The 19,024-nt window shown below is 64.0% G+C and carries 18 protein-coding genes; 14 read left to right on the plus strand and 4 right to left on the minus strand.

Going from position 1 to position 19,024, the window contains the following annotated elements:
* Positions 1 to 90 precede the first annotated feature (90 nt).
* The 6 genes from secG (at position 91) to AC066S_RS24755 (ending at position 5,133) form a co-directional block, all read left to right on the plus strand.
* Positions 91 to 477, plus strand: a complete 387-nt coding sequence (gene secG / locus AC066S_RS24730) for a preprotein translocase subunit SecG (RefSeq protein WP_028136194.1) — start codon at positions 91 to 93, stop codon at positions 475 to 477.
* A gap of 166 nt (positions 478 to 643) precedes the next feature.
* A complete protein-coding gene (locus AC066S_RS24735; protein WP_135164472.1) occupies positions 644 to 2,275 on the plus strand; it encodes a CTP synthase in 1,632 nt (543 codons plus the stop codon).
* A 76-nt stretch (positions 2,276 to 2,351) separates the two neighbouring features.
* On the plus strand, positions 2,352 to 2,678 hold the full coding sequence (locus tag AC066S_RS24740; protein ID WP_126257445.1) for an NIPSNAP family protein: 327 nt from the start codon (positions 2,352 to 2,354) through the stop codon (positions 2,676 to 2,678).
* A gap of 117 nt (positions 2,679 to 2,795) precedes the next feature.
* Positions 2,796 to 3,644 (plus strand): 3-deoxy-8-phosphooctulonate synthase, encoded by an 849-nt coding sequence (gene kdsA / locus AC066S_RS24745; RefSeq protein ID WP_478270852.1) that lies wholly within the window; start codon positions 2,796 to 2,798, stop codon positions 3,642 to 3,644.
* The gene (locus AC066S_RS24750) at positions 3,644 to 4,852 is read left to right on the plus strand and encodes an MFS transporter (protein WP_478270853.1); all 1,209 of its coding nucleotides are present in this window, start codon (positions 3,644 to 3,646) and stop codon (positions 4,850 to 4,852) included. The genes kdsA and AC066S_RS24750 overlap by 1 nt, the downstream gene beginning before the upstream one ends.
* Before the next feature lie 65 nt (positions 4,853 to 4,917).
* Entirely contained in the window at positions 4,918 to 5,133 is a 216-nt protein-coding gene (locus AC066S_RS24755; RefSeq protein WP_126257448.1) for a hypothetical protein, read from the plus strand.
* A 50-nt stretch (positions 5,134 to 5,183) separates the two neighbouring features.
* Here AC066S_RS24755 and queF read toward each other — a convergent pair whose 3' ends face one another.
* Both queF and AC066S_RS24765 read right to left on the minus strand, forming a co-directional pair.
* Positions 5,184 to 5,636, minus strand: a complete 453-nt coding sequence (gene queF, locus AC066S_RS24760) for a preQ(1) synthase (RefSeq protein WP_038949812.1) — start codon at positions 5,634 to 5,636, stop codon at positions 5,184 to 5,186.
* A 159-nt stretch (positions 5,637 to 5,795) separates the two neighbouring features.
* On the minus strand, positions 5,796 to 6,773 hold the full coding sequence (locus AC066S_RS24765; RefSeq protein ID WP_478270854.1) for a Vgb family protein: 978 nt from the start codon (positions 6,771 to 6,773) through the stop codon (positions 5,796 to 5,798).
* Positions 6,774 to 6,947: 174 nt separating this feature from the next.
* Between AC066S_RS24765 and eno the strand changes: the two genes are divergently transcribed.
* The 4 genes from eno to AC066S_RS24785 all read left to right on the plus strand — a co-directional run bounded on the left by eno (position 6,948) and on the right by AC066S_RS24785 (position 11,246).
* Positions 6,948 to 8,231, plus strand: a complete 1,284-nt coding sequence (gene eno, locus AC066S_RS24770; protein ID WP_135164479.1) for a phosphopyruvate hydratase — start codon at positions 6,948 to 6,950, stop codon at positions 8,229 to 8,231.
* A gap of 34 nt (positions 8,232 to 8,265) precedes the next feature.
* On the plus strand, positions 8,266 to 9,399 hold the full coding sequence (locus tag AC066S_RS24775) for a zinc-binding dehydrogenase (RefSeq protein ID WP_126257452.1): 1,134 nt from the start codon (positions 8,266 to 8,268) through the stop codon (positions 9,397 to 9,399).
* A 118-nt stretch (positions 9,400 to 9,517) separates the two neighbouring features.
* Positions 9,518 to 10,516 (plus strand): MBL fold metallo-hydrolase, encoded by a 999-nt coding sequence (locus tag AC066S_RS24780; protein WP_478270855.1) that lies wholly within the window; start codon positions 9,518 to 9,520, stop codon positions 10,514 to 10,516.
* Positions 10,517 to 10,694: 178 nt separating this feature from the next.
* Positions 10,695 to 11,246 carry an NADPH-dependent FMN reductase gene (locus tag AC066S_RS24785; RefSeq protein ID WP_478270856.1) on the plus strand — a complete coding sequence of 184 codons (552 nt, stop codon included), beginning with the start codon at positions 10,695 to 10,697 and terminating at the stop codon, positions 11,244 to 11,246.
* A 66-nt stretch (positions 11,247 to 11,312) separates the two neighbouring features.
* On the opposite strand, the gene acmB is transcribed toward AC066S_RS24785, so the two are convergent.
* Both acmB and AC066S_RS24795 read right to left on the minus strand, forming a co-directional pair.
* Positions 11,313 to 12,506: a methyl acetate hydrolase AcmB gene (gene acmB, locus AC066S_RS24790; protein ID WP_126257455.1), complete on the minus strand. Its 1,194-nt coding sequence runs from the start codon at positions 12,504 to 12,506 to the stop codon at positions 11,313 to 11,315.
* Positions 12,507 to 12,560: 54 nt separating this feature from the next.
* Positions 12,561 to 14,198, minus strand: a complete 1,638-nt coding sequence (locus AC066S_RS24795) for a flavin-containing monooxygenase (RefSeq protein ID WP_478270857.1) — start codon at positions 14,196 to 14,198, stop codon at positions 12,561 to 12,563.
* A gap of 357 nt (positions 14,199 to 14,555) precedes the next feature.
* Here AC066S_RS24795 and AC066S_RS24800 point away from each other — a divergent pair, with 357 nt between their 5' ends.
* The 4 genes from AC066S_RS24800 to adh all read left to right on the plus strand — a co-directional run bounded on the left by AC066S_RS24800 (position 14,556) and on the right by adh (position 18,831).
* Positions 14,556 to 15,443: a helix-turn-helix domain-containing protein gene (locus AC066S_RS24800; protein WP_135170931.1), complete on the plus strand. Its 888-nt coding sequence runs from the start codon at positions 14,556 to 14,558 to the stop codon at positions 15,441 to 15,443.
* 99 nt (positions 15,444 to 15,542) lie between these two features.
* Complete coding sequence (locus tag AC066S_RS24805; protein ID WP_028141594.1) at positions 15,543 to 15,860, plus strand: FtsB family cell division protein; 318 nt, start codon at positions 15,543 to 15,545, stop codon at positions 15,858 to 15,860.
* Positions 15,861 to 16,075: 215 nt separating this feature from the next.
* Positions 16,076 to 17,035 carry a helix-turn-helix domain-containing protein gene (locus AC066S_RS24810; protein WP_478270858.1) on the plus strand — a complete coding sequence of 320 codons (960 nt, stop codon included), beginning with the start codon at positions 16,076 to 16,078 and terminating at the stop codon, positions 17,033 to 17,035.
* Between the two features lie 278 nt (positions 17,036 to 17,313).
* Positions 17,314 to 18,831 carry an aldehyde dehydrogenase gene (gene adh / locus AC066S_RS24815; RefSeq protein WP_126257459.1) on the plus strand — a complete coding sequence of 506 codons (1,518 nt, stop codon included), beginning with the start codon at positions 17,314 to 17,316 and terminating at the stop codon, positions 18,829 to 18,831.
* The last annotated feature ends 193 nt before the right edge of the window (positions 18,832 to 19,024 follow it).

Here is a 19,024-nt window from a genome sequence, read left to right on the forward strand (position 1 = left end):
CCGATCGTGTAACACCGCGCAACTTCAGGAAAACCCGCGAAGCGCGATCGGCCGACGTCAGGCGCCGCCCGCTTGTGACGGAAGGGCACTATGCAGACCGTTGTGATCGTCATCCATCTCATGATCGTCGCCGTGATGATCGGCGCCGTCCTGCTCCAGAAGTCGGAAGGCGGCGGCCTTGGCATGGGCGGCGGCGCGGGCTTCATGTCGAGCCGCGGCACCGCGAACCTGTTGACGCGAACCACCGCGATCCTCGCCGCCGGGTTCTTCCTCACCAGCATGTTCCTGTCCTGGCACGCGGGCTACAGCCGCGCGCCGTCGTCGATCATCGGCACGCCGGCGTCGCAGGGCCAGCCGGCCGGCGGATCGCCGATCGCGCCGCCGACCTCGGGCGGCATCCTGGATTCGCTGAAGAAGGCGGACGAGCAGCAGCAGGCGCCGGCTCCGACCGGCCCACAGGTGCCGCGCTCGCAATAAAGCAGGGGGGCCATGCAGGGCGGCAGCTACCGTCCTGCCTCAACAATCCCCATCAAGGCACTGTCACCACTCTTCGTTTTGGCTCACCCACAGGCCCGCAGAATCTTTGGGGCGGAATACGAATCGCTTTGGCGAATCGAATTCGAGGGATTAGAGGTTAAGTCCCATGGCGCGGTACATATTCATCACCGGCGGCGTGGTTTCTTCGCTCGGCAAGGGTCTGGCTTCAGCGGCACTCGGTGCGCTGTTGCAAGCCCGGGGCTACAAGGTCCGCCTCCGCAAGCTCGACCCCTATCTCAATCTCGATCCCGGAACGATGTCGCCGTATCAGCACGGCGAAGTGTTCGTGACCGATGACGGCGCGGAGACCGATCTCGATCTCGGTCACTACGAGCGTTTCACCGGCCGGCCGGCAACCAAGGCCGACAACATTACGACCGGGCGCATCTACCAGGACATCATCTCCAAGGAGCGCCGCGGCGATTATCTCGGCGCGACCATCCAGGTGGTTCCCCACGTCACCAACGCGATCAAGGAATTCGTCCTCGACGGCAATGACGATTATGATTTCGTCCTGGTCGAGATCGGCGGCACGGTCGGCGACATCGAGGGCCTGCCGTTCTTCGAGGCGATCCGCCAGCTCAAGAACGAGCTGCCGCGCGATCACGCCGTCTACATCCATCTGACGCTGCTGCCCTATATTCCGAGCGCCGGCGAACTGAAGACCAAGCCGACGCAGCACTCGGTGAAGGAGCTGCGGTCGATCGGCATCCAGCCGGACATCCTGCTCTGCCGGACCGACCGCGAGATCCCGAAGGAAGAGCGGCGCAAGTTAGGGCTGTTCTGCAACGTGCGCGAAAGCGCCGTGATCGAGGCGCGCGACGTCGACAACATCTACGCGGTGCCCGAGGCCTATCACAATGCGGGCCTCGACGACGAGGTGCTCGCCGCCTTCGGCATCGGCTCGCGGATTCCGCCGGAGCTGCGCAGCTGGCAAGAGATCAACGAGCGCGTGCGCAATCCCGAAGGCAACGTCACCATTGCCATCGTCGGCAAATATACCGGCATGAAGGATGCGTATAAGTCGCTGATCGAGGCGCTCTCGCATGGCGGCATCGCCAACAAGGTGAAGGTCAACCTCGACTGGATCGAGAGCGAGATCTTCGAGAAGGAAGATCCCGCGCCGTTCCTCGAGCACGTCAACGGCATCCTCGTCCCTGGTGGATTCGGCCAGCGCGGCGCGGAAGGCAAGATCAAGGCGGCGCAGTTCGCGCGCGAGCGCGACGTGCCGTATTTCGGCATCTGCTTCGGCATGCAGATGGCGGTGATCGAGGCGGCGCGAAACCTCGTCGGCATCGAGGATGCCAATTCCACCGAGTTCGGCCCTACCAAGGAGCCCTTGGTCGGCCTGATGACGGAATGGCTGCGCGGCAACGAGCTCGAGAAGCGCTCGCAGGCCGGCGATCTCGGCGGCACGATGCGGCTTGGCGCATACCCTGCGGCGCTGAGCCGCGGCAGCCGCGTCTCACAGGTCTATGGCGGCGCCACCGAAATCTCCGAGCGTCACCGCCATCGCTACGAGGTCAACACCGCGTACAAGGACCGGCTCGAGCAGCACGGCCTGAAATTCTCCGGCCTGTCACCCGATGGCGTGCTGCCTGAAATCGTCGAGTACGAGGACCATCCCTGGTTCATCGGTGTTCAGTTCCACCCCGAGCTGAAGTCGCGCCCGTTCGAGCCGCATCCGCTGTTCGCCTCGTTCATTCAGGCGGCGATGGTGCAGAGCCGGCTGGTGTAGCCGGCCCGCCCGCCTTTGACGGGTGCGCAATTTGTTGCGACAACTCCCGCCGCAAGAACAAAGGGAGTGAACTGCAATGATCTACGAAATGCGCGTCTATCGCTGCGTGCCCGGCCGGCTGCCGGCGCTTTTGAAGCGGTTTGAGACCGCTACGCTGAAGATCTGGGAGAAGCACGGCATCAGGCAGGCCGGGTTCTTCACGACGCTGATCGGTGACTCCAACCAGGAGCTGACCTATTTCCTGGCCTGGGACTCGCTCGCCGAGCGCGAGAAGAAGTGGGGCGCGTTCATGACCGATCCGGATTGGATGAAAGCCCGTGCCGAGAGCGAAGCCGACGGCCAGATCGTCGGCAACATCGTCAGCCAGATCCTGACGCCGACCGCATTCTCGGCGGTGAAGTAGCGATCCGCGCCGCGGCGGGGAGCTCCGGCGCAACCCTGATATTCGAACGGTCCGGGCCGAATAGGGTTGATCCGACCCTCATCGCGGCTATGGTCGCGCCGAAACGAGGGATTTGCCTTGAGCTCTTCGCATTCAGCGGCGCCGGTCGTCACCATTGGAAAGGTCAAATTCGGCAATGATCTGCCGATCTCGATCATTGCCGGACCCTGCCAGCTCGAAAGCCGTCAGCATGCGCTGGAGGTCGCCTCCGCGCTGAAGGAGATCGCTGCGCGGCTGAACATCGGCCTCGTCTACAAGACCTCGTTCGACAAGGCCAACCGCACCAGCGCCTCGGCTGCGCGCGGGCTTGGCCTTTCGCAGTCGCTGCCGATCTTCGCCGAAATCCGCTCCTCGCTCGGCCTGCCTGTCCTGACCGACGTGCATGAGGCCGCGCAATGCGCCGAGGTGGCGCAGGCCGTGGACATCCTGCAGATCCCCGCCTTCCTGTGCCGGCAGACCGATCTGCTGCTGGCAGCGGCTGCGACCGGCAAGGTCGTGAACGTCAAGAAGGGCCAGTTCCTGGCGCCGTGGGACATGGCCAATGTCGTCACCAAGATCACGAGTGCGAACAATCCCAACGTGCTCGTCACCGAGCGCGGGGTGTCGTTCGGCTACAACACGCTGGTCTCCGACATGCGCGCGCTGCCGATCCTGGCGCGCACCACCGGCGCCCCCGTGATCTTCGATGCCACCCATTCGGTGCAGCAGCCGGGCGGGCAGGGGACCTCCTCGGGCGGCGAGCGCGAATTCGTGCCGGTGCTCGCGCGTGCTGCGGTCGCGGTCGGCGTTGCCGGCGTCTTCATCGAGACCCATCCCGATCCTGATCGCGCGCCCTCGGACGGGCCCAACATGGTGCCGCTGCGCGAGTTCGAGGGGTTGATCGCCAGACTGATGGCGTTCGACGCGCTGGCAAAGAACCCGCGCTGATGCAGCAAGGCGAGGCGCGGGCGAACGATCACGGCCTGCCGACAGCGCTGTACGTCATCTCAGGCGCAAGCTTCGCCGCAGCCTTGTCGGCGCGCGCGCTCGATCCGGTGCTGCCCCACGTCGCCGAGGATTTTAACGTCAGCATCGCCACCGCGGCGGGCTTTGCCGCGGTGTTCGCCTTCACCTTCTCGATCATCCAGCCCATCATCGGCGCTGCCGCCGACCTGTTCGGCAAGACGCGGCTGATGATCGGCTGCCTTGCGCTGCTCGGCCTCGCCAACATCCTGGGCGCATTTTCGACCTCGTTCTCGGTTCTGTTTGCGACCCGCATCCTCGCCGGCATCGGCTCGGGCGGCGTGTTCCCGGTGGCGCTCAGCCTGACCAGCGATCTCGTCGGGCCCGAGAAGCGCCAGGTTGCGATCAGCCGCACGCTGGCCGGCGCCATGACCGGCAATCTGCTCGGCGCCTCGGCCTCCGGTCTGATCGGCGATTTCCTCGGCTGGCGCGGCGTGCTCGCGGTGCTCGGGGGGCTCGTGATCGTGGCGTCGATCGCGGTGGCGGCCGGCTTTCGCGGCGCCAAGGTCAAGCCCCCGCCGAAGACGAGCCTGTCGGCACTGAAGGCCGGCTATCGCACCATCTTCACCAACCCGAATGCCTATGTCTGCTATTCGGCGGTGTTCATCGAAGGCTGCTGCGTGCTCGGCCTGTTTCCCTACATCGCCTCGTTCCTGTTCGAGCTCGGCCAGACCTCGCTGTCGATCGCCGGCATGGTCATCGCGGGCTTCGCGGTCGGCGGCCTGTTCTACACGCTGACGGTGTCGCGCCTGCTGCCGTGGCTGGGCATGAAGGGCATGATGATTGCCGGCATGACGCTGGTCGCCTCGCAGCTCGTCGCCGTCGCGTTCGGTCCGCGCTGGGAAGTGCAGGCGCTGAATCTCATCGTGATGGGATGGGGCTTCTACATCGCCCATGGCTGTCTGCAGGTCTTCGCCAGCGAGCTCTCGGTCGAGGCGCGCGCCACCGCGCTGTCGCTGCATTCGTTCTTCTTCTTCATGGGGCAGACCGTGGGCCCGCTCGCCTATGGCTTCGGGCTGCATCACGCCGGCAAGATGCCGACCCTGTTTGTCAGCGCCGCGGTCATGGTGGTGCTGGGCCTCGTCTGCGCCCGGCTGCTCAAGCCGCGGGCACCCTCCGACGCGCGCACCTGACGAAAGTGCGCCGGAATCCTGCAACTAAAATCGGACGTCGTGCCGTCGGCGTGCTACAGCCGGGGATGACAAAGTTCCTGATCGCCGCGCTGCTCGCCATTGCTCCGGTCGCCGCGCAGACGCCTCAAGTCGAGCCCAAGCCGCCCGTGACGGATCGCGAGCAGGTGCAGGCTGACCGCGCGAAAGCGGCTACCGAGGAAAAGAACGCGCCGACCGCGCGTCCATGGGACCGAGATGCCAACGGCAAACGTCCCTGGGAAAGGTCATCCGTCTCGAAGTAGCGCAACGCACCTCGCAACCAGGTTCGAGCGCTTCGCCGTTCACGTCGTTCTCAGCCCCGCCCGCGATAGGGCGCGACGCCTTGCTCGGGCACCCACAGGCCCTTCGGCACGCGGCCGGTCTGCCAGAACACGTCGATCGGAATGCCGCCGCGCGGATACCAATAGCCGCCGATGCGCAGCCATTTCGGCTTGATCTCCGAGGCGATGCGCTTGCCGATCATCACGGTGCAGTCCTCGTGAAAGGCGCCGTGGTTGCGGAAGCTCGCGATATAGAGCTTGAGCGATTTCGACTCCAGCAGCCACGCACCCGGCGCGTAGTCGATCATCAGATGCGCGAAATCCGGCTGGCCAGTGACCGGACAGAGCGAGGTGAATTCCGGCACGGTGAAGCGCACCAGATAGTCGGTGCCCTTTTGCGGATTGGGCACGCGGTCGAGCTGGGCGTCTTCCGGTGTGTGCGGCCACTCGACCGCACGGCCGAGCTGGAGGGATTTTTTCGCCATCGTCGTCACATCCTGTGGAGCATGATCCGGACCCGGAGGGCCGCATTAGCGCAAAGTGGGCACCGGTTTTCCGAGAGATCACGCTCAGTCAAAAAAAGGCTAGAGCGCGATAAGATCGCGCTCTGGATGATGCCGGGATGGACGCAAATATCGCGGCCGTCAACCGCTCGCGATCGTCTGGATCATGACGATGCGGTCGTTGCCGGACTCGCAGCCCCAGAGCTCACCCGGCCGGCCGTCGAGCTGGCGCACATTGGCATTGGCCTTGTCGCTGGCGAAGACGTTGAACGTCTCCGTAGCGGGATCGAAGCGCACGATGGCGTTGGCGGAGAAATCGGTCAGCCAGACCTTGTCCTTGTCGTCGACGAAGACGGCATAGGCGCGGGGGCGTTCGCCCGGCAGCTTCCACGTCTTCCAGGTGCTGTCCGCGGGATCGTGCACCGAGACATGGCCGCTATTCCATTCGCTGACCCAGATCCGGCTCTTCGAGTCGGACCACACCCGCCGCGAGCCTTGGCCCGGCGTCGGCGGCTCGACAACGCTGGCATTGCCGGTCGCCAGATCGATCTTGGCGATATGACTGCCGGCCAGCGAGGCGTACCAGACATCGCCCTTGGGGGTGACCGTGATGCCGTAGGGGCCGACGCCCTTGGGCGCCCTGAACACATTCATGTCGCCAGACTTCGGCGCGAGGCGGCCGTAATAGCCGGACTGACCGGTGAACCAGTAGGTGCCCTCCTTGTCGAACACGCCGGTGTTGAGATTGGCGGCAGCGAACTTTTCCGGCAGGCGGAACAGGGTGACCTTGAGATCGGAAGGATCGACCCGCGCGATCGCATTCTGGCCGCCCTCGGTGATCCAGGGCGCGCCGTCGGGGCCGATGGTCACGCCATGCGGAGCGGCGCCCTCGCCGAGGCTGATCGTCTTGAAACGGCCATCCCGGGGATCGAGCCTGCCGAGCAGGCCCTTGCCCTGCGCCGTGAACCAGACCGAACCGTCGGGGGCGGGGGCCAGATCGTGCAGGCCGATGCCGGCACTGACCGGGAAATATTTTGTCCGGAACGGACCTTCCTGGGCAAGAGCTGGGCGGCTCACGAGCAGCGCGGCGCTCGAGACGAGAAATTGGCGGCGATTCATGGCGTTACCCCGGCTGGTTGAGATTGAGGTTGGACGCGCAGATCAGGCGAATTCGAGCTTAGCCCCGGCCGCTTCACTCGTCAGTCGAAGCCCCCCGTCCAAGCGTTCACATTTGCTTGCGGCCCGTGTAAGACCCGCGGCACCGATCAGCCCCAACGAACGGAAGTGCACATCATGACCGCCATTATCGACATCATCGGCCGCGAAATCCTCGATAGCCGGGGCAATCCCACCGTCGAGGTCGATGTCGTGCTGGAGGATGGCGCGCTCGGCCGCGCTGCCGTGCCTTCCGGCGCGTCGACGGGGGCCCATGAGGCCGTGGAACTGCGCGACGGCGACAAGGCGCGCTATCTCGGCAAGGGCGTCAGCAAGGCGGTCGGCGCCGTCAACGGCGAACTCTTCGAGGCCCTCAGCGGCCTCGATGTCGAGCAGCAGGCCCAGATCGACCAGATCATGATCGACCTCGACGGCACGGCGAACAAGAGCCGGTTGGGGGCCAACGCCATCCTCGGCGTCTCGCTGGCCTGCGCCAAGGCCGCCGCGAACTCGCTCGACATGCCGCTCTATCGTTACGTCGGCGGCACCTCGGCGCGCCTGTTGCCGGTGCCGATGATGAACATCATCAACGGCGGCGTGCATGCCGACAACCCGATCGACTTCCAGGAATTCATGATCCTGCCCGTCGGCGCCTCGTCCTTTGCCGAGGGCCTGCGCTATGGCGCGGAAGTCTTCCACACGCTGAAGTCGGAGCTGAAGAAGGCCGGCCACAACACCAATGTCGGCGACGAGGGCGGCTTTGCCCCGAACCTGCCGTCGGCCGACGCCGCGCTCGACTTCGTCATGAACGCGATCGGCAAGGCCGGCTTCAAGGCCGGAAGCGACATCGTGCTCGGCCTCGACTGTGCCTCGACCGAGTTCTTCAAGGACGGCAAGTACGTTTATGAAGGCGAGGGCAAGACCCGCTCGATCTCCGAGCAGGCCAAGTACCTCGCTGACCTCGTCTCGCGGTATCCGATCGTCACCATCGAGGACGGCATGTCGGAAGACGACATGGACGGCTGGAAGGAGCTCACCGATCTCGTCGGCAAGAAGTGCCAGCTCGTCGGCGACGACCTGTTCGTCACCAACGTCAAGCGCCTCGCCGACGGCATCAAGGCCGGCCGCGCCAACTCGATCCTGATCAAGGTCAACCAGATCGGCACGCTGACCGAGACGCTCGCCGCCGTCGAGATGGCGCACAAGGCCGGCTACACCTCGGTGATGTCGCACCGCTCCGGCGAGACCGAGGATTCCACCATCGCCGACCTCGCGGTCGCAACGAATTGCGGTCAGATCAAGACCGGCTCCCTTGCGCGTTCCGACCGCACCGCCAAATACAATCAGCTCCTGCGCATCGAGCAGCAGCTCGGCAAGCAGGCGCTCTACGGCGGCAAGGCGGCACTGAAGGCGCTGGCATAAGCCGGCGCTTTACCAAACACAGGGGAGGACCGACATGAGCGACGGCAAGTCCGGACTGCAGCTGCGTTCGCTGCTCAAGAAGAGCGGCGAGCTGGAATTGTCCCTCGTGAACGTCCCGACGCCGGAGCCGGCCGACGACGAGGTCGTGGTTCGCGTCGAGGCGACGCCGATCAACCCCTCCGACCTCGGGCTCCTGATCGGTCCGGCCGACATGTCGGCCGCCAAGGCCTCCGGCACGAAGGAGATGCCGGTCATCACCGCGACGATGCCGGAGGCGGCGATGCGGATGATGGGAGCCCGGCTCGATCAGTCGCTGCCGGTCGGCAACGAGGGCGCCGGCACCGTGATCGGGGCCGGGTCGTCGGACGCTGCGAAGGCCCTGATGGGCAAGACGGTGTCGATGATCGGCGGCGCGATGTACACGCAGTACCGCGTGCTGAAGGTCCGCGACGTCATGGAGCTGCCGGCGGGCACCACGGCCGCCGACGGCGCGTCCTGGTTCGTCAATCCGCTCACCGCGCTCGGCATGACCGAGACGATGCGGCGCGAGAACCACAAGGCACTCGTGCACACCGCGGCGGCCTCCAATCTCGGCCAGATGCTCAACAAGATCTGCATCAAGGACGGCATCGGCCTCGTCAACATCGTCCGGAGCAAGGAGCAGGCCGATATCCTGCGCAAGATCGGCGCCAAGTACATCGTGGATTCCAGCGCGCCTGATTTCACGGACGCTCTCACCAATGCGCTGGTCGAGACCGGCGCCACGATCGCGTTCGACGCCATCGGTGGCGGCAAGCTGGCCAGCCAGATTCTGACCGCCATGGAAGTTGCGGCCAACAAGACCGCGAAGGAATACAGCCGCTACGGCTCTAACGTGTACAAGCAGGTCTATATCTACGGCAGCCTCGACAATCGGCCGACCGAATTGAGCCGGTCGTTCGGCCTGACCTGGGGCGTCGGCGGCTGGCTGCTGACGCCGTTCCTGCAGAAGATCGGTCCGGCCGAGATCGGCCGCCTGCGCCAGCGCGTGGCGTCCGAGCTCAAGACCACCTTCGCCAGCCACTACACCAAGGTGGTCTCGCTGGCCGAGGCGCTCGATCCCGCCAACATCGCCGTGTACGGCAAACGCGCCACCGGGGAAAAATTCCTCATCAACCCGAATAAATAATCGTGATCTGCGCCGGCAGGTCACCGAAGGAAGGTCTTGCCTTCTGAGCGCAGCGGGAGATTATTCCGCCGCTATTGCAAGCGGAAAAGCCGCAAAGCGTTCAGAAGGGGACCTCTCCATGATCGATCTCAATCGCCGTCAACTGCTCGCAGGCGCCGCCGCCCTCGGTGCGGCTGCCGCGACCGGACTTGGACCGACCGCCGCCAAGGCCGCAGTCCCGCAAGCGGGAACGCAGGCGCCGGGCTTCTATCGCTACAAGGTCGGCAGCTTCGAGTGCACCTCGATCAACGACGGCGCGCGCACCTTTCCGATGCCGGACAAGTTCGTCACCAACATTCCGAAGGACGAGGCGCTGGCCGCAGGGGAGGCGGCCTACATGCCGAAGGGCATGGTCACGATCCCGTTCAACCCGCAGCTCATCAATACCGGCTCCAAGCTGGTGCTGATTGATACCGGCAACGGCATAGCCAATCTCGAGGCGAGCAAGGGCGCAGTCGGCCGCACATTGCAGAACCTCCAGGCTGCCGGCGTCGACCCCAAGAGCGTCGACGTTGTGCTGCTGTCGCATATGCACGGCGACCACATCAACGGCGTTCGGCTGGCCGACGGCGCCTTGGCCTTTCCGAACGCGGAGATCATGGTGCCCGGCAAGGAGTGGGAGTTCTGGACCAGTGAGGACAACGCCGCCAAGGCCGAGTCCAATCAGGCGCTGAAGAGCAACTTCGCCAACGTGAAGAAAATCTTCGCCGGCCTCGAGTCCAAGGTGACGAAGTACGACTGGGGCAAGGAGGTCGCGCCGGGCATCACCTCGATCGCAACGCCGGGCCACACGCCCGGACACACTTCGTTCGCGGTTGCGTCGGGCGATGCCAAGGTACTGATCCAGTCCGACGTCACCAATATCCCGGAATTCTTCCTGCGCAATCCGGACTGGCACGTCGTGTTCGACATGGACGCAGCGATGGCGCAGGCGACGCGCCACAAATTCTACGACATGGCGGCAGCGGAGAAGGCGACCGTGGTCGGCTTCCACTTCGCGTTCCCGTCGGTCGGCCATGTCGAGAAGGACGGCGCCAAGTATCGCCTGATCCCGTCGGTGTGGAATCCGACGCTCTGAGCTGGGTCAGTATCCGTGCGCAAGGAACGGGCCGCCGCTTGGCGGCCCGAATTGTTTGGACCATCTACTTTCGCGAAACGCAGCGTTTCCAAATCGGGCTGATTCATGCACTTGCATCCATCGGTCCGGATCGCTTAAGTGCCATCGGGCACTTCCCCTCAAGGTTCAAGGACACCTCATGGCCTACAATATCGTCACGATCGCCGGCAGCCTGCGCAAGGACAGCTTTTCGCTGAAGATCGCCAACGCGCTCGCCAAGCTCGCGCCTGGCTCGCTGAAGCTGGAGGTCATCACGCCGGCCGGCATCTCGTTCTTCAATCAGGATCTCGAGGCTACGCCGCCCGCGGACTGGCTGGCCTTTCGCGACAAGCTTCAGAAATCCAACGGCGTCCTGTTCGTCACCCCCGAATACAATCGCTCGATCCCGGGCGTCCTCAAGAACGCCATCGACGTCGCCTCGCGCCCCTATGGCAAGAGCTCGCTCCTCGGCAAGCCGGTCGGCATCGTCTCGAACGCGCCGGGACCGCTCGGCGGCGTCAGCGCGGCCAAGCATCTGCAGAACATCCTGCCGGGCATCTCCGGTCCGCTGCTGCAGCAGCCGGAAATCTACCTCAACGGCGTCGGCGATGCCTTCGACGCGGACGGTAATTTGACCAAGGACTCCCTGAAGACGGTGCTGCAGCAGTACCTCGAAGCGTTCGCCGCGCACGTCGCGAAGAACCAGGGCTGAGGCCGCATTGCTGAGGACGAGGCCGATCCAACGATCGGCCTCCCATTGGACCCTTGAGACGCAAGTCTAGCTTGCCATGCGCTGCTTCAGGCTCTGGTAGAACGCCGTCTCGAAGTTCATGTAACCGATGAACGATGTTGGATCACCGAAGGGGAGAATTTGGGTGGCCCAAAACCCGCCGAAGCCGTTCTGGCGGTCGATCCAGTAGAACAGGTTGGCAAGGCCCGCCCAGCCAAGCGCGCCGGCGGGACGTCCCGTCGGCGCTTGTTCGTCGTTGATCATAAAGGTCAGTCCCCACGACTTGGACTGGCCGGGGAAGAACTCCGCGTCATTGCACAGCGAGGGAATGACTCCGCTGATCGGCGTCACCTTTTTGTCGCCGAGATGGTTCTTCTCCGCCATGCGCACGGTTTCGGCCTTCAGCACGCGGCCGTACTCGCCCGCTCCGTCATTCAGCCACATGCGGATGAAGCGCATGTAGTCGCCGACGGTGCCGTAGAGCCCGTGACCCCCCATATGAACTTCGGGCTTGGCCGGCAGTTCGAAATCCATCGGCGTCAGCGAGCCGTCGGCGTTTCGCGCGTGGATACCGGCCAGTCGTTGGCGCATCGGCTCGGTCAGTTCGAAGGTCATGTCCTTGATCCCGAGCGGTTCGAAGATGCGCGCCTTGAAGACGTCCCCGAGCCGTCGGTCCGCGATGGCTTCGACGATCTGGCCGCACCAATCGATGTTGGTTCCGTAGTCCCATCGCTCGCCCGGCTCGAACAGGAGCGGGGTCATCAGGCAGGCTTTGGACGCGGTGATCACGCTTGGCTGACCCTTTTCCTGGGCCAGCCGATTGTAGGTGTGGTTGATGAAATCGTAGCTCAATCCTGCGGTGTGAGTCATCAGCATGCGGGTGGTGATATCGCGCTTTGGCGGACGCAGGATCGGCTCGCCCCTGTCGTCAAAGCCATCGATCACCTGGAGCTTGCCGATCTCGGGCGCATAGCGCTTCGCAGGCGCGTCGAGATCGAGCTTGCCTTGCTCGACAAGTTGCAGGACCGCCGTACCGGTAATCGCCTTCGTCGTGGAGAAGATGGCGAAGATGCTGTCGGTCGTCATGTCGGCGGCAGAATCGAGCCGGCGCTTGCCGGCAGCGCCCTCGTAGACGTTGCGGTAGCGATTCGTCACCATTGCGACGACGCCCGGTACGCTCGGCGTGGATGCAACGACATCGTCGAGAAGCGTGTCTGCCGTCGCGCCAAAGTTCATGATCATAATTGTCCTCCGGTGTGGATTGAAAATTGTTCGCTCGAGGCGGCGCTTGCGCGGTCAGTTCATGGCAAAGCCCTGGTATGCGCTCGCCGCGGCTTCGTCGCATTTCTGGCGATAGGCGCCGACGCCGCCGCAATAGGAAAGAACGCGGCGCGGCTTGCCTTCGACGTTCGAGCCCAGGTACCAGGAATTGGTCTTTGCGATCAGCGTCGCGTTGGCGATCTCGTCGTGGTGCGTCACCCAGCCGTCTTCCGCGTCCTTGGTCGGCTCGATCACCTTCAGGCCCTTGGCCCGCATGTACCTGATGCAGTTGTCGATCCATTCGACCTGCTGCTGCAAGCACGTGGTCATGTTGCACAGAGCAGCCGCAGGCGCGAGCGGCGCGGCTGTCGTGAACATGTTGGGGTAACCGTGAACCTGCAGGCCCATCGTCGTGCGAATATCCCTGGCCCAATCCTCTTTGAGCGATCGTCCGCCCCGTCCCCTGATATCGATGCGCGTCAGGGCGCCAGTACCGGCGTCGAAGCCGGTTGCGAGAATGATCATATCGAGCTCATGGACCGTGCCGTCGGCGGTCTGGATGCCCACCGGCGTCACCCGTTCGATCGGATTGTTCTTGACGCTGACGATCTCGACATTGGGCCGATGGAAAGCCTCGAGGAAGTTCTGCTCGAGCGGCACCCGGTGCGTCCCGAAGCCATACTCTGCGGGGATCAGGAGGTCGCACAGCTTCGGGTCCTTGAGCCGCTCACGCATCTTCTCGCGGACGAAGTCCGAGATTTCCGCGTTGACCGGCTCTTCGAAGAACAGCTCGGCGAAGGATGAGATCCATAGCTTCAGCGAGCCGTCATTCCAGCAATCCTCGATCACCTCCCGGCGTTTCTCGGGTGATAGGCCGGCCCACGCATGCTCGAAATCATATTCGAAACCTGTGAAGGTGTGCGGCAATCGCTGCTTGAAGTGCTCGAACTTGGACTTGTAGGCTTGCGCGTCCGCCGCACTGAATTTGGGATTCTTCATCGGGATGATGTATTGGGGCGTACGGATGAAGACCTTGAGATGGCCGACCTCGCCCGCGATCGTCTGGATGACCTGGATGCCGGTTGCGCCGTTGCCGATGATACCGACGCGCTTCCCCGCGAAGTCGATCGGCTGCTTTGGCCAGCGCGCTGTGTGGAACAGTTGTCCCTTGAAAGTCTCCTGGCCCGGAAACGACACGTGGGGGGCCGAGAGCATGCCGCAGCAGGTGACCAGGAACTGGGTGTCGATCACGTCGCCCTTGTCGGTCGTGACCAGCCAGCGTTGTGTTGCTTCGTTGAAATGGGCGCTTTTGACCGTTGTGCCGAACTGGATGTCTTTGCGGAGATCGAGACGGTCGGCGACGTAGTTGAGCCAACGTTCAATTTCCGGCTGGCCCGGGAATTTCTCGCTCCAGCTCCATCCCTTATAGAGCTCCTCGGAGAACAGATACTGGTAGATGTAAGCTTCCGAGTCGAAGCGCGCCCCGGGATAGCGATTCCAGTACCAAGTGCCGCCGACGCTCGACGCGGCGTCAATCGCCCTGACTCTCAATCCCTGTTCGCGCAAACGATAGAGTTGATAGAGTCCTGCGACGCCGGCTCCCACCACGAGGGCATCGAGCTTGGCCGGGTCATGCGCGCCATTGCTTCCATTGGTCTTGCCATCGGTTTCCATATGAGTCCCTCCTCACGTTTCCAGAGCGCACGCGACCTTCCCCCGTCCATGAGGTCATCGGACGTTGGTGCATCGCGTCATTTCGATCCCAGCAGCGCGATGGAATGGGCTCGTTTGGCCCGCGGCCGCTCCGCCGCTTCTCCCGCAATGCCCGGAACACAAGAAAGGCTACGAGACACCGAGCTTTGGGGCTTGAACAAAACCGACAATCCTTTGAACGGAGCCCGGCGCCGGACCTCGACACAGTTCGCTTGGCAAACTGCAAAACCGGCTTATGCTCTCCTCCTGCCGTTCGGCCAATGAGAAGCGGAAGCGGTCAACCGCGCCACAAGATCCTAGGGAGGGGAGGCTCGCGCGATGGGCCAATTCATCACGGTCGAGGAGCTGCCACGCTACGCGCCCGGCGAGCTGATGCTGGACAGTTCGGCGGTGGGCAAATCCGACTTTCGGCTGCGCGTCTTCCGCTATGCGCCATCGGACATCTGGGTTCCCCCAAACGAGAACTTCCTGATCGTCGTGTATCGCGAAGGCACAACGTCGATGAATCGCCGAGTGACCGGCGTCTGGAAGCAGGATCATGTTGGCCGCGGCGTCACGACACTGCTAACGCGTGCGGAGCCTTCGAACTGGCGCTGGAGCCACGACATCGAGGTCAGCCATTTCTACATTTCCCCGACCTTGATGGCGAAGACGGCGAGCGAAGCGTTTGACCGCGATCCGGACGGCATCGAGCTTCACGACCTGCTCAGGATCGAGGATCCGGTGCTGACCTGGATCGGCGACCGCATGGTGCACGAGGTGTCCGAAGGAGCTCCGGGCGGGCGGCTCTGCTATGATGCGCTGGCACTTCAGGCGAGTGTGCACCTCCTGCGAAGATACGCCTCCGTGCAATTCAAGATGCCCTGTGCACAGGGGCGCTTCAGGCCAGCCCACGCGCGGCTGATCGAGGACTATATCGAGCAGAACATGTCGAGGAACATCACGCTCGAGGAGCTCGCCAATATCTGCAACTGCACGCCGGTGCAGTTTGCGCGCAAATTCCAGGTCCACTACGGCATGCGGCCGCATGCCTATGTGCTGAGCCGCAAGGTGCAGCGTGCCTGCCAACACCTGCGCAAGGATCGGCTTGCTCTGAAGGAGATTGCGCTCTTGAGCGGATTTTCCGATCAGAGCCATCTCAACCGGATCTTTCGCAGACACCTGAACATCACGCCCGCAGAATATCGCAAGAGCTGCCTGAGTTAGTCTCGCTGCGTCCCAATCGGACCCGGTCCTGACCATGAAGGTTCGGCATGGGATGGCGGAATTAGGACTCCCTTAACCAACCTGTCCCATCTTCCCAGGATGGTCTCCCGCGCGCGCCTGAAATCGATCCTGACCGGCCTTGCCCTCTATGCGATGGCGGCGGCCATCGTCGGCTATTTCGGCGTCAACGCCTATACCGGCAAGTACGGCCTCAACGCCCGCCAGGAGCTCGACCAGGAGATCATCGCGCTGACCAGCGAACTGGCCCAGCTCAAGCGTGAGCGCGCCAGGAGCGAGCAGCGGGTGTCGCTGCTGCGGTCCGAGCGGATCGACCCCGACATGCTGGACGAGCGGGCACGCTTCCAGCTCGACTACGTCAATCCGCGCGATCTCGTTCGGATGATCCCGGCGAAGTAGCGTTTTCCGCAAGCTTCGAAATCGACACGAAAGCCGCTGGCGAAATCCGACCTCTTTGCGCCTTGCTCCTTCGAAGGTCGTAACTCTGGAACCGGCTGGCTGCCTTGACGACGGCACCGCGGCGGGCTCATGGCTTGTGTAGCGCTCGCTGAAGTTGACGCAGATCAAGCAGGTGACGCCGGCACGTTTTAGTCTGTCATCTGGAGGAAACTGTGATGAATGGGTCAATGCCCCGGCATCACGCGGCCCGTGTCGAGGCCGCCATCGCGTCAGGCCAGGCGGCTCGGTCCGCGCTCGTGGCCTCGTGGCGCCGTTCGTCCAGATTGCATCATCTCGATCCCGGTGGCCGCACCTCGCCGCTGCGGCTGACCGAGGCCGAGCTGCACCAGGCGCGTGAGCGCGTCGCCCCGCTCCTGGCGGCCGCGCAAGGCGCGATGGACCGGCTCTATCAGGCTGTCGGCGCCAGCGGCTGCTGCGTGCTGCTCGCCGACGGGGAGGGCGTGCCGGTCGATCGCCGCGGCACGCCGGCGGACGATGCGACGTTTCAGTCCTGGGGCCTGTGGACCGGTGCGCTCTGGAGCGAGGAGCACGAAGGCACCAACGGCATCGGCACCTGCCTGGTCGAGCAGCGCGCGCTGACGATCGACCGCGACCAGCATTTCTTCGCCCGCAACACGCTTCTGAGCTGCACCGCCGTTCCGATCTACGACCATGAGGCCGCGCTCGCCGGCGTGCTCGACGTCTCCTCCTGCCGCGCCGACCGGACCGATGCGTTCTCCAGCCTGATCGCACTTGCGGCGGGCGAGGCGGCCAAGCGGATCGAAGCGGACCTGTTCCGTAAGGCGTTCGCCCATGCCCGCATCGTGCTGACGCAAGCTGCGGACGGCCAATGCGGAGGCCTCCTCGCGGTCGATGCTGACGATCTCGTGATCGGCGCCACTCGCTCCGCCCGGGCGGCGCTCGGAATTGCCCCCGGCCGGGCATTGCGGCCGGTGCCCGCAGCCGATCTGCTCGGCGGCGATGCCGCGCACGATCATCTTGCCGGCGGCCAGCGCGCCGTGGTGCAACGGGCATTGCTCCGCGCCGGCGGCAATGTCTCGGCGGCCGCCAAGGCCCTCGGCGTCAGCCGCGCCACGCTGCACAGGAAGCTGAAGCGGTTCGAACTGAACCACTGAGCCGGGCTATTTCTCCAATCGTCATTGCGAGCGCAGCGAAGCAATCCAGAATCTTTCCGCAGAGAGACTCTGGATTGCTTCGCTGCGCAATGACGCCGTGGAAGCTAAGAGCGCTGAATCGCGCACTACCTCGCCCGCGACCTGTCGCAGAACTGCGACAGGTCCGCCCCGCCATCGCTCCCGCCGGGGCTGACAGAAAACGCCTCCCGCATCATCGTCGGCGCAAGTCGTGAGCACACGACGGCAAGCAAGCAAGCAGCAATCAACGGGAGTGATCAATGAACAAGGTGGAATTCCTCAGCGTCACCAAAGTTCCCTTTGCCGAACGCTACGACAATTTCATCGGCGGCAAGTTCGTCGCGCCGATCTCCGGCAAATATTTCGACAACGCCTCGCCGGTGACCGGTCAGGTCGTCTGCAAGATCGCGCGCTCCGACGCGCAGGACGTCGAGGCCGCCCTCGACGCGGCGCATGCCGCCAAGGCGGCCTGGGGCCGCACCAGCGTCGCCGAGCGCGCCGCGGTCCTGAACCGGATCGCCGATCGCATGGAAGAGAATCTCGAGCGTCTCGCCATCGCCGAAACCTGGGACAACGGCAAGCCGATCCGTGAGACCCGCGCCGCCGACCTGCCGCTGGCGATCGACCATTTCCGCTATTTCGCCGGCGTGGTGCGCGGCCAGGAAGGCTCGATCGGCGAGATCGACCACGACACCATCGCCTATCATTTCCACGAGCCGCTCGGCGTGGTCGGCCAGATCATCCCCTGGAACTTCCCGCTGCTGATGGCCTGCTGGAAGCTCGCGCCCGCGCTCGCCGCCGGCAATTGCGTCGTGCTCAAGCCTGCCGAGCAGACCCCGGCCTCGATCATGGTCTGGGCCGAGCTCATCGCCGATATCCTGCCGCCCGGCGTCCTCAATATCGTCAACGGCTTTGGCCTCGAGGCCGGCAAGCCGCTGGCCTCGAGCCCGCGCATCGCCAAGATCGCCTTCACCGGCGAGACCACGACGGGCCGGCTGATCATGCAGTACGCCAGCCAGAACCTCATTCCCGTCACGCTGGAGCTCGGCGGCAAGTCGCCGAACATCTTCTTCAAGGACGTCACGGCCGAGGACGACGATTTCTTCGACAAGGCGATCGAAGGCTTCGTCATGTTCGCGCTGAACCAGGGCGAGGTCTGCACTTGTCCGAGCCGTGCGCTGGTCCATGCCGACATCTATGACCGCTTCATGGAGCGGGCCTTGAAGCGTGTTGCGGCGATCAAGCAGGGCGACCCGCGCGATGCCACCACCATGATCGGTGCGCAGGCATCAGGCGAGCAGCTGGCGAAGATCCTGTCCTACATCGACATCGGCAAGGAGGAAGGCGCCAAGGTGCTCGCGGGCGGCGGAAGGGCCGAGCTCGGCGGCGATCTCGCCGGCGGCTTCTACGTCAAGCCGACCGTGTTCGAGGGCCATAACAAGATGCGAATCTTCCAGGAAGAGATCTTCGGTCCCGTGGTCTCGGTCACGACCTTCAAGACCGACGACGAGGCGCTCGAGATTGCCAACGACACGCTGTACGGCCTCGGGGCCGGCGTCTGGAGCCGCGATGCCAACCGCTGCTACCGTTTCGGCCGGGCGATCCAGGCCGGCCGGGTCTGGACCAATTGCTACCATGCCTATCCCGCCCACGCGGCGTTCGGCGGCTACAAGCAGTCGGGCGTCGGTCGCGAGACCCACAAGATGATGCTCGATCATTATCAGCAGACCAAGAACCTCTTGGTCAGCTACAGCCCGAAGAAGCTCGGCTTCTTCTGATCGGGAATGCGGAGAGGGCGGCGCCATGTCCGGCGCCGTCCGCTTCGACGACGGGGATCGGCATGATGCATAGTTCTTGAGCTGGTCACAGCTCCGCATCGTGACGCGTAGATTTGTTGCCCGATCGGCGCCAAAGATTTTCCAATATTTCGACCACGTTGCAGTGCGGCATAATGAAAGTCGTGCCAAGTCG

This window comes from Bradyrhizobium sp. CFUWI, from assembly GCF_056429085.1.

Bases quoted from the DNA above. Each gene is read 5' to 3' on its own strand.
- eno (WP_135164479.1), top strand. From the start codon at position 6,948: ATGACCGCCATTATCGACATCATCGGCCGCGAAATCCTCGATAGCCGG.
- AC066S_RS24800 (WP_135170931.1), top strand. From the start codon at position 14,556: ATGGGCCAATTCATCACGGTCGAGGAGCTGCCACGCTACGCGCCCGGC.
- AC066S_RS24810 (WP_478270858.1), top strand. From the start codon at position 16,076: ATGAATGGGTCAATGCCCCGGCATCACGCGGCCCGTGTCGAGGCCGCC.
- AC066S_RS24805 (WP_028141594.1), top strand. From the start codon at position 15,543: ATGGTCTCCCGCGCGCGCCTGAAATCGATCCTGACCGGCCTTGCCCTC.
- AC066S_RS24785 (WP_478270856.1), top strand. From the start codon at position 10,695: ATGGCCTACAATATCGTCACGATCGCCGGCAGCCTGCGCAAGGACAGC.
- AC066S_RS24765 (WP_478270854.1), bottom strand. From the start codon at position 6,773: ATGAATCGCCGCCAATTTCTCGTCTCGAGCGCCGCGCTGCTCGTGAGC.
- AC066S_RS24775 (WP_126257452.1), top strand. From the start codon at position 8,266: ATGAGCGACGGCAAGTCCGGACTGCAGCTGCGTTCGCTGCTCAAGAAG.
- AC066S_RS24750 (WP_478270853.1), top strand. From the start codon at position 3,644: ATGCAGCAAGGCGAGGCGCGGGCGAACGATCACGGCCTGCCGACAGCG.
- acmB (WP_126257455.1), bottom strand. From the start codon at position 12,506: ATGATCATGAACTTTGGCGCGACGGCAGACACGCTTCTCGACGATGTC.
- adh (WP_126257459.1), top strand. From the start codon at position 17,314: ATGAACAAGGTGGAATTCCTCAGCGTCACCAAAGTTCCCTTTGCCGAA.
- AC066S_RS24780 (WP_478270855.1), top strand. From the start codon at position 9,518: ATGATCGATCTCAATCGCCGTCAACTGCTCGCAGGCGCCGCCGCCCTC.
- AC066S_RS24735 (WP_135164472.1), top strand. From the start codon at position 644: ATGGCGCGGTACATATTCATCACCGGCGGCGTGGTTTCTTCGCTCGGC.
- queF (WP_038949812.1), bottom strand. From the start codon at position 5,636: ATGGCGAAAAAATCCCTCCAGCTCGGCCGTGCGGTCGAGTGGCCGCAC.
- AC066S_RS24740 (WP_126257445.1), top strand. From the start codon at position 2,352: ATGATCTACGAAATGCGCGTCTATCGCTGCGTGCCCGGCCGGCTGCCG.
- AC066S_RS24795 (WP_478270857.1), bottom strand. From the start codon at position 14,198: ATGGAAACCGATGGCAAGACCAATGGAAGCAATGGCGCGCATGACCCG.
- secG (WP_028136194.1), top strand. From the start codon at position 91: ATGCAGACCGTTGTGATCGTCATCCATCTCATGATCGTCGCCGTGATG.
- AC066S_RS24755 (WP_126257448.1), top strand. From the start codon at position 4,918: ATGACAAAGTTCCTGATCGCCGCGCTGCTCGCCATTGCTCCGGTCGCC.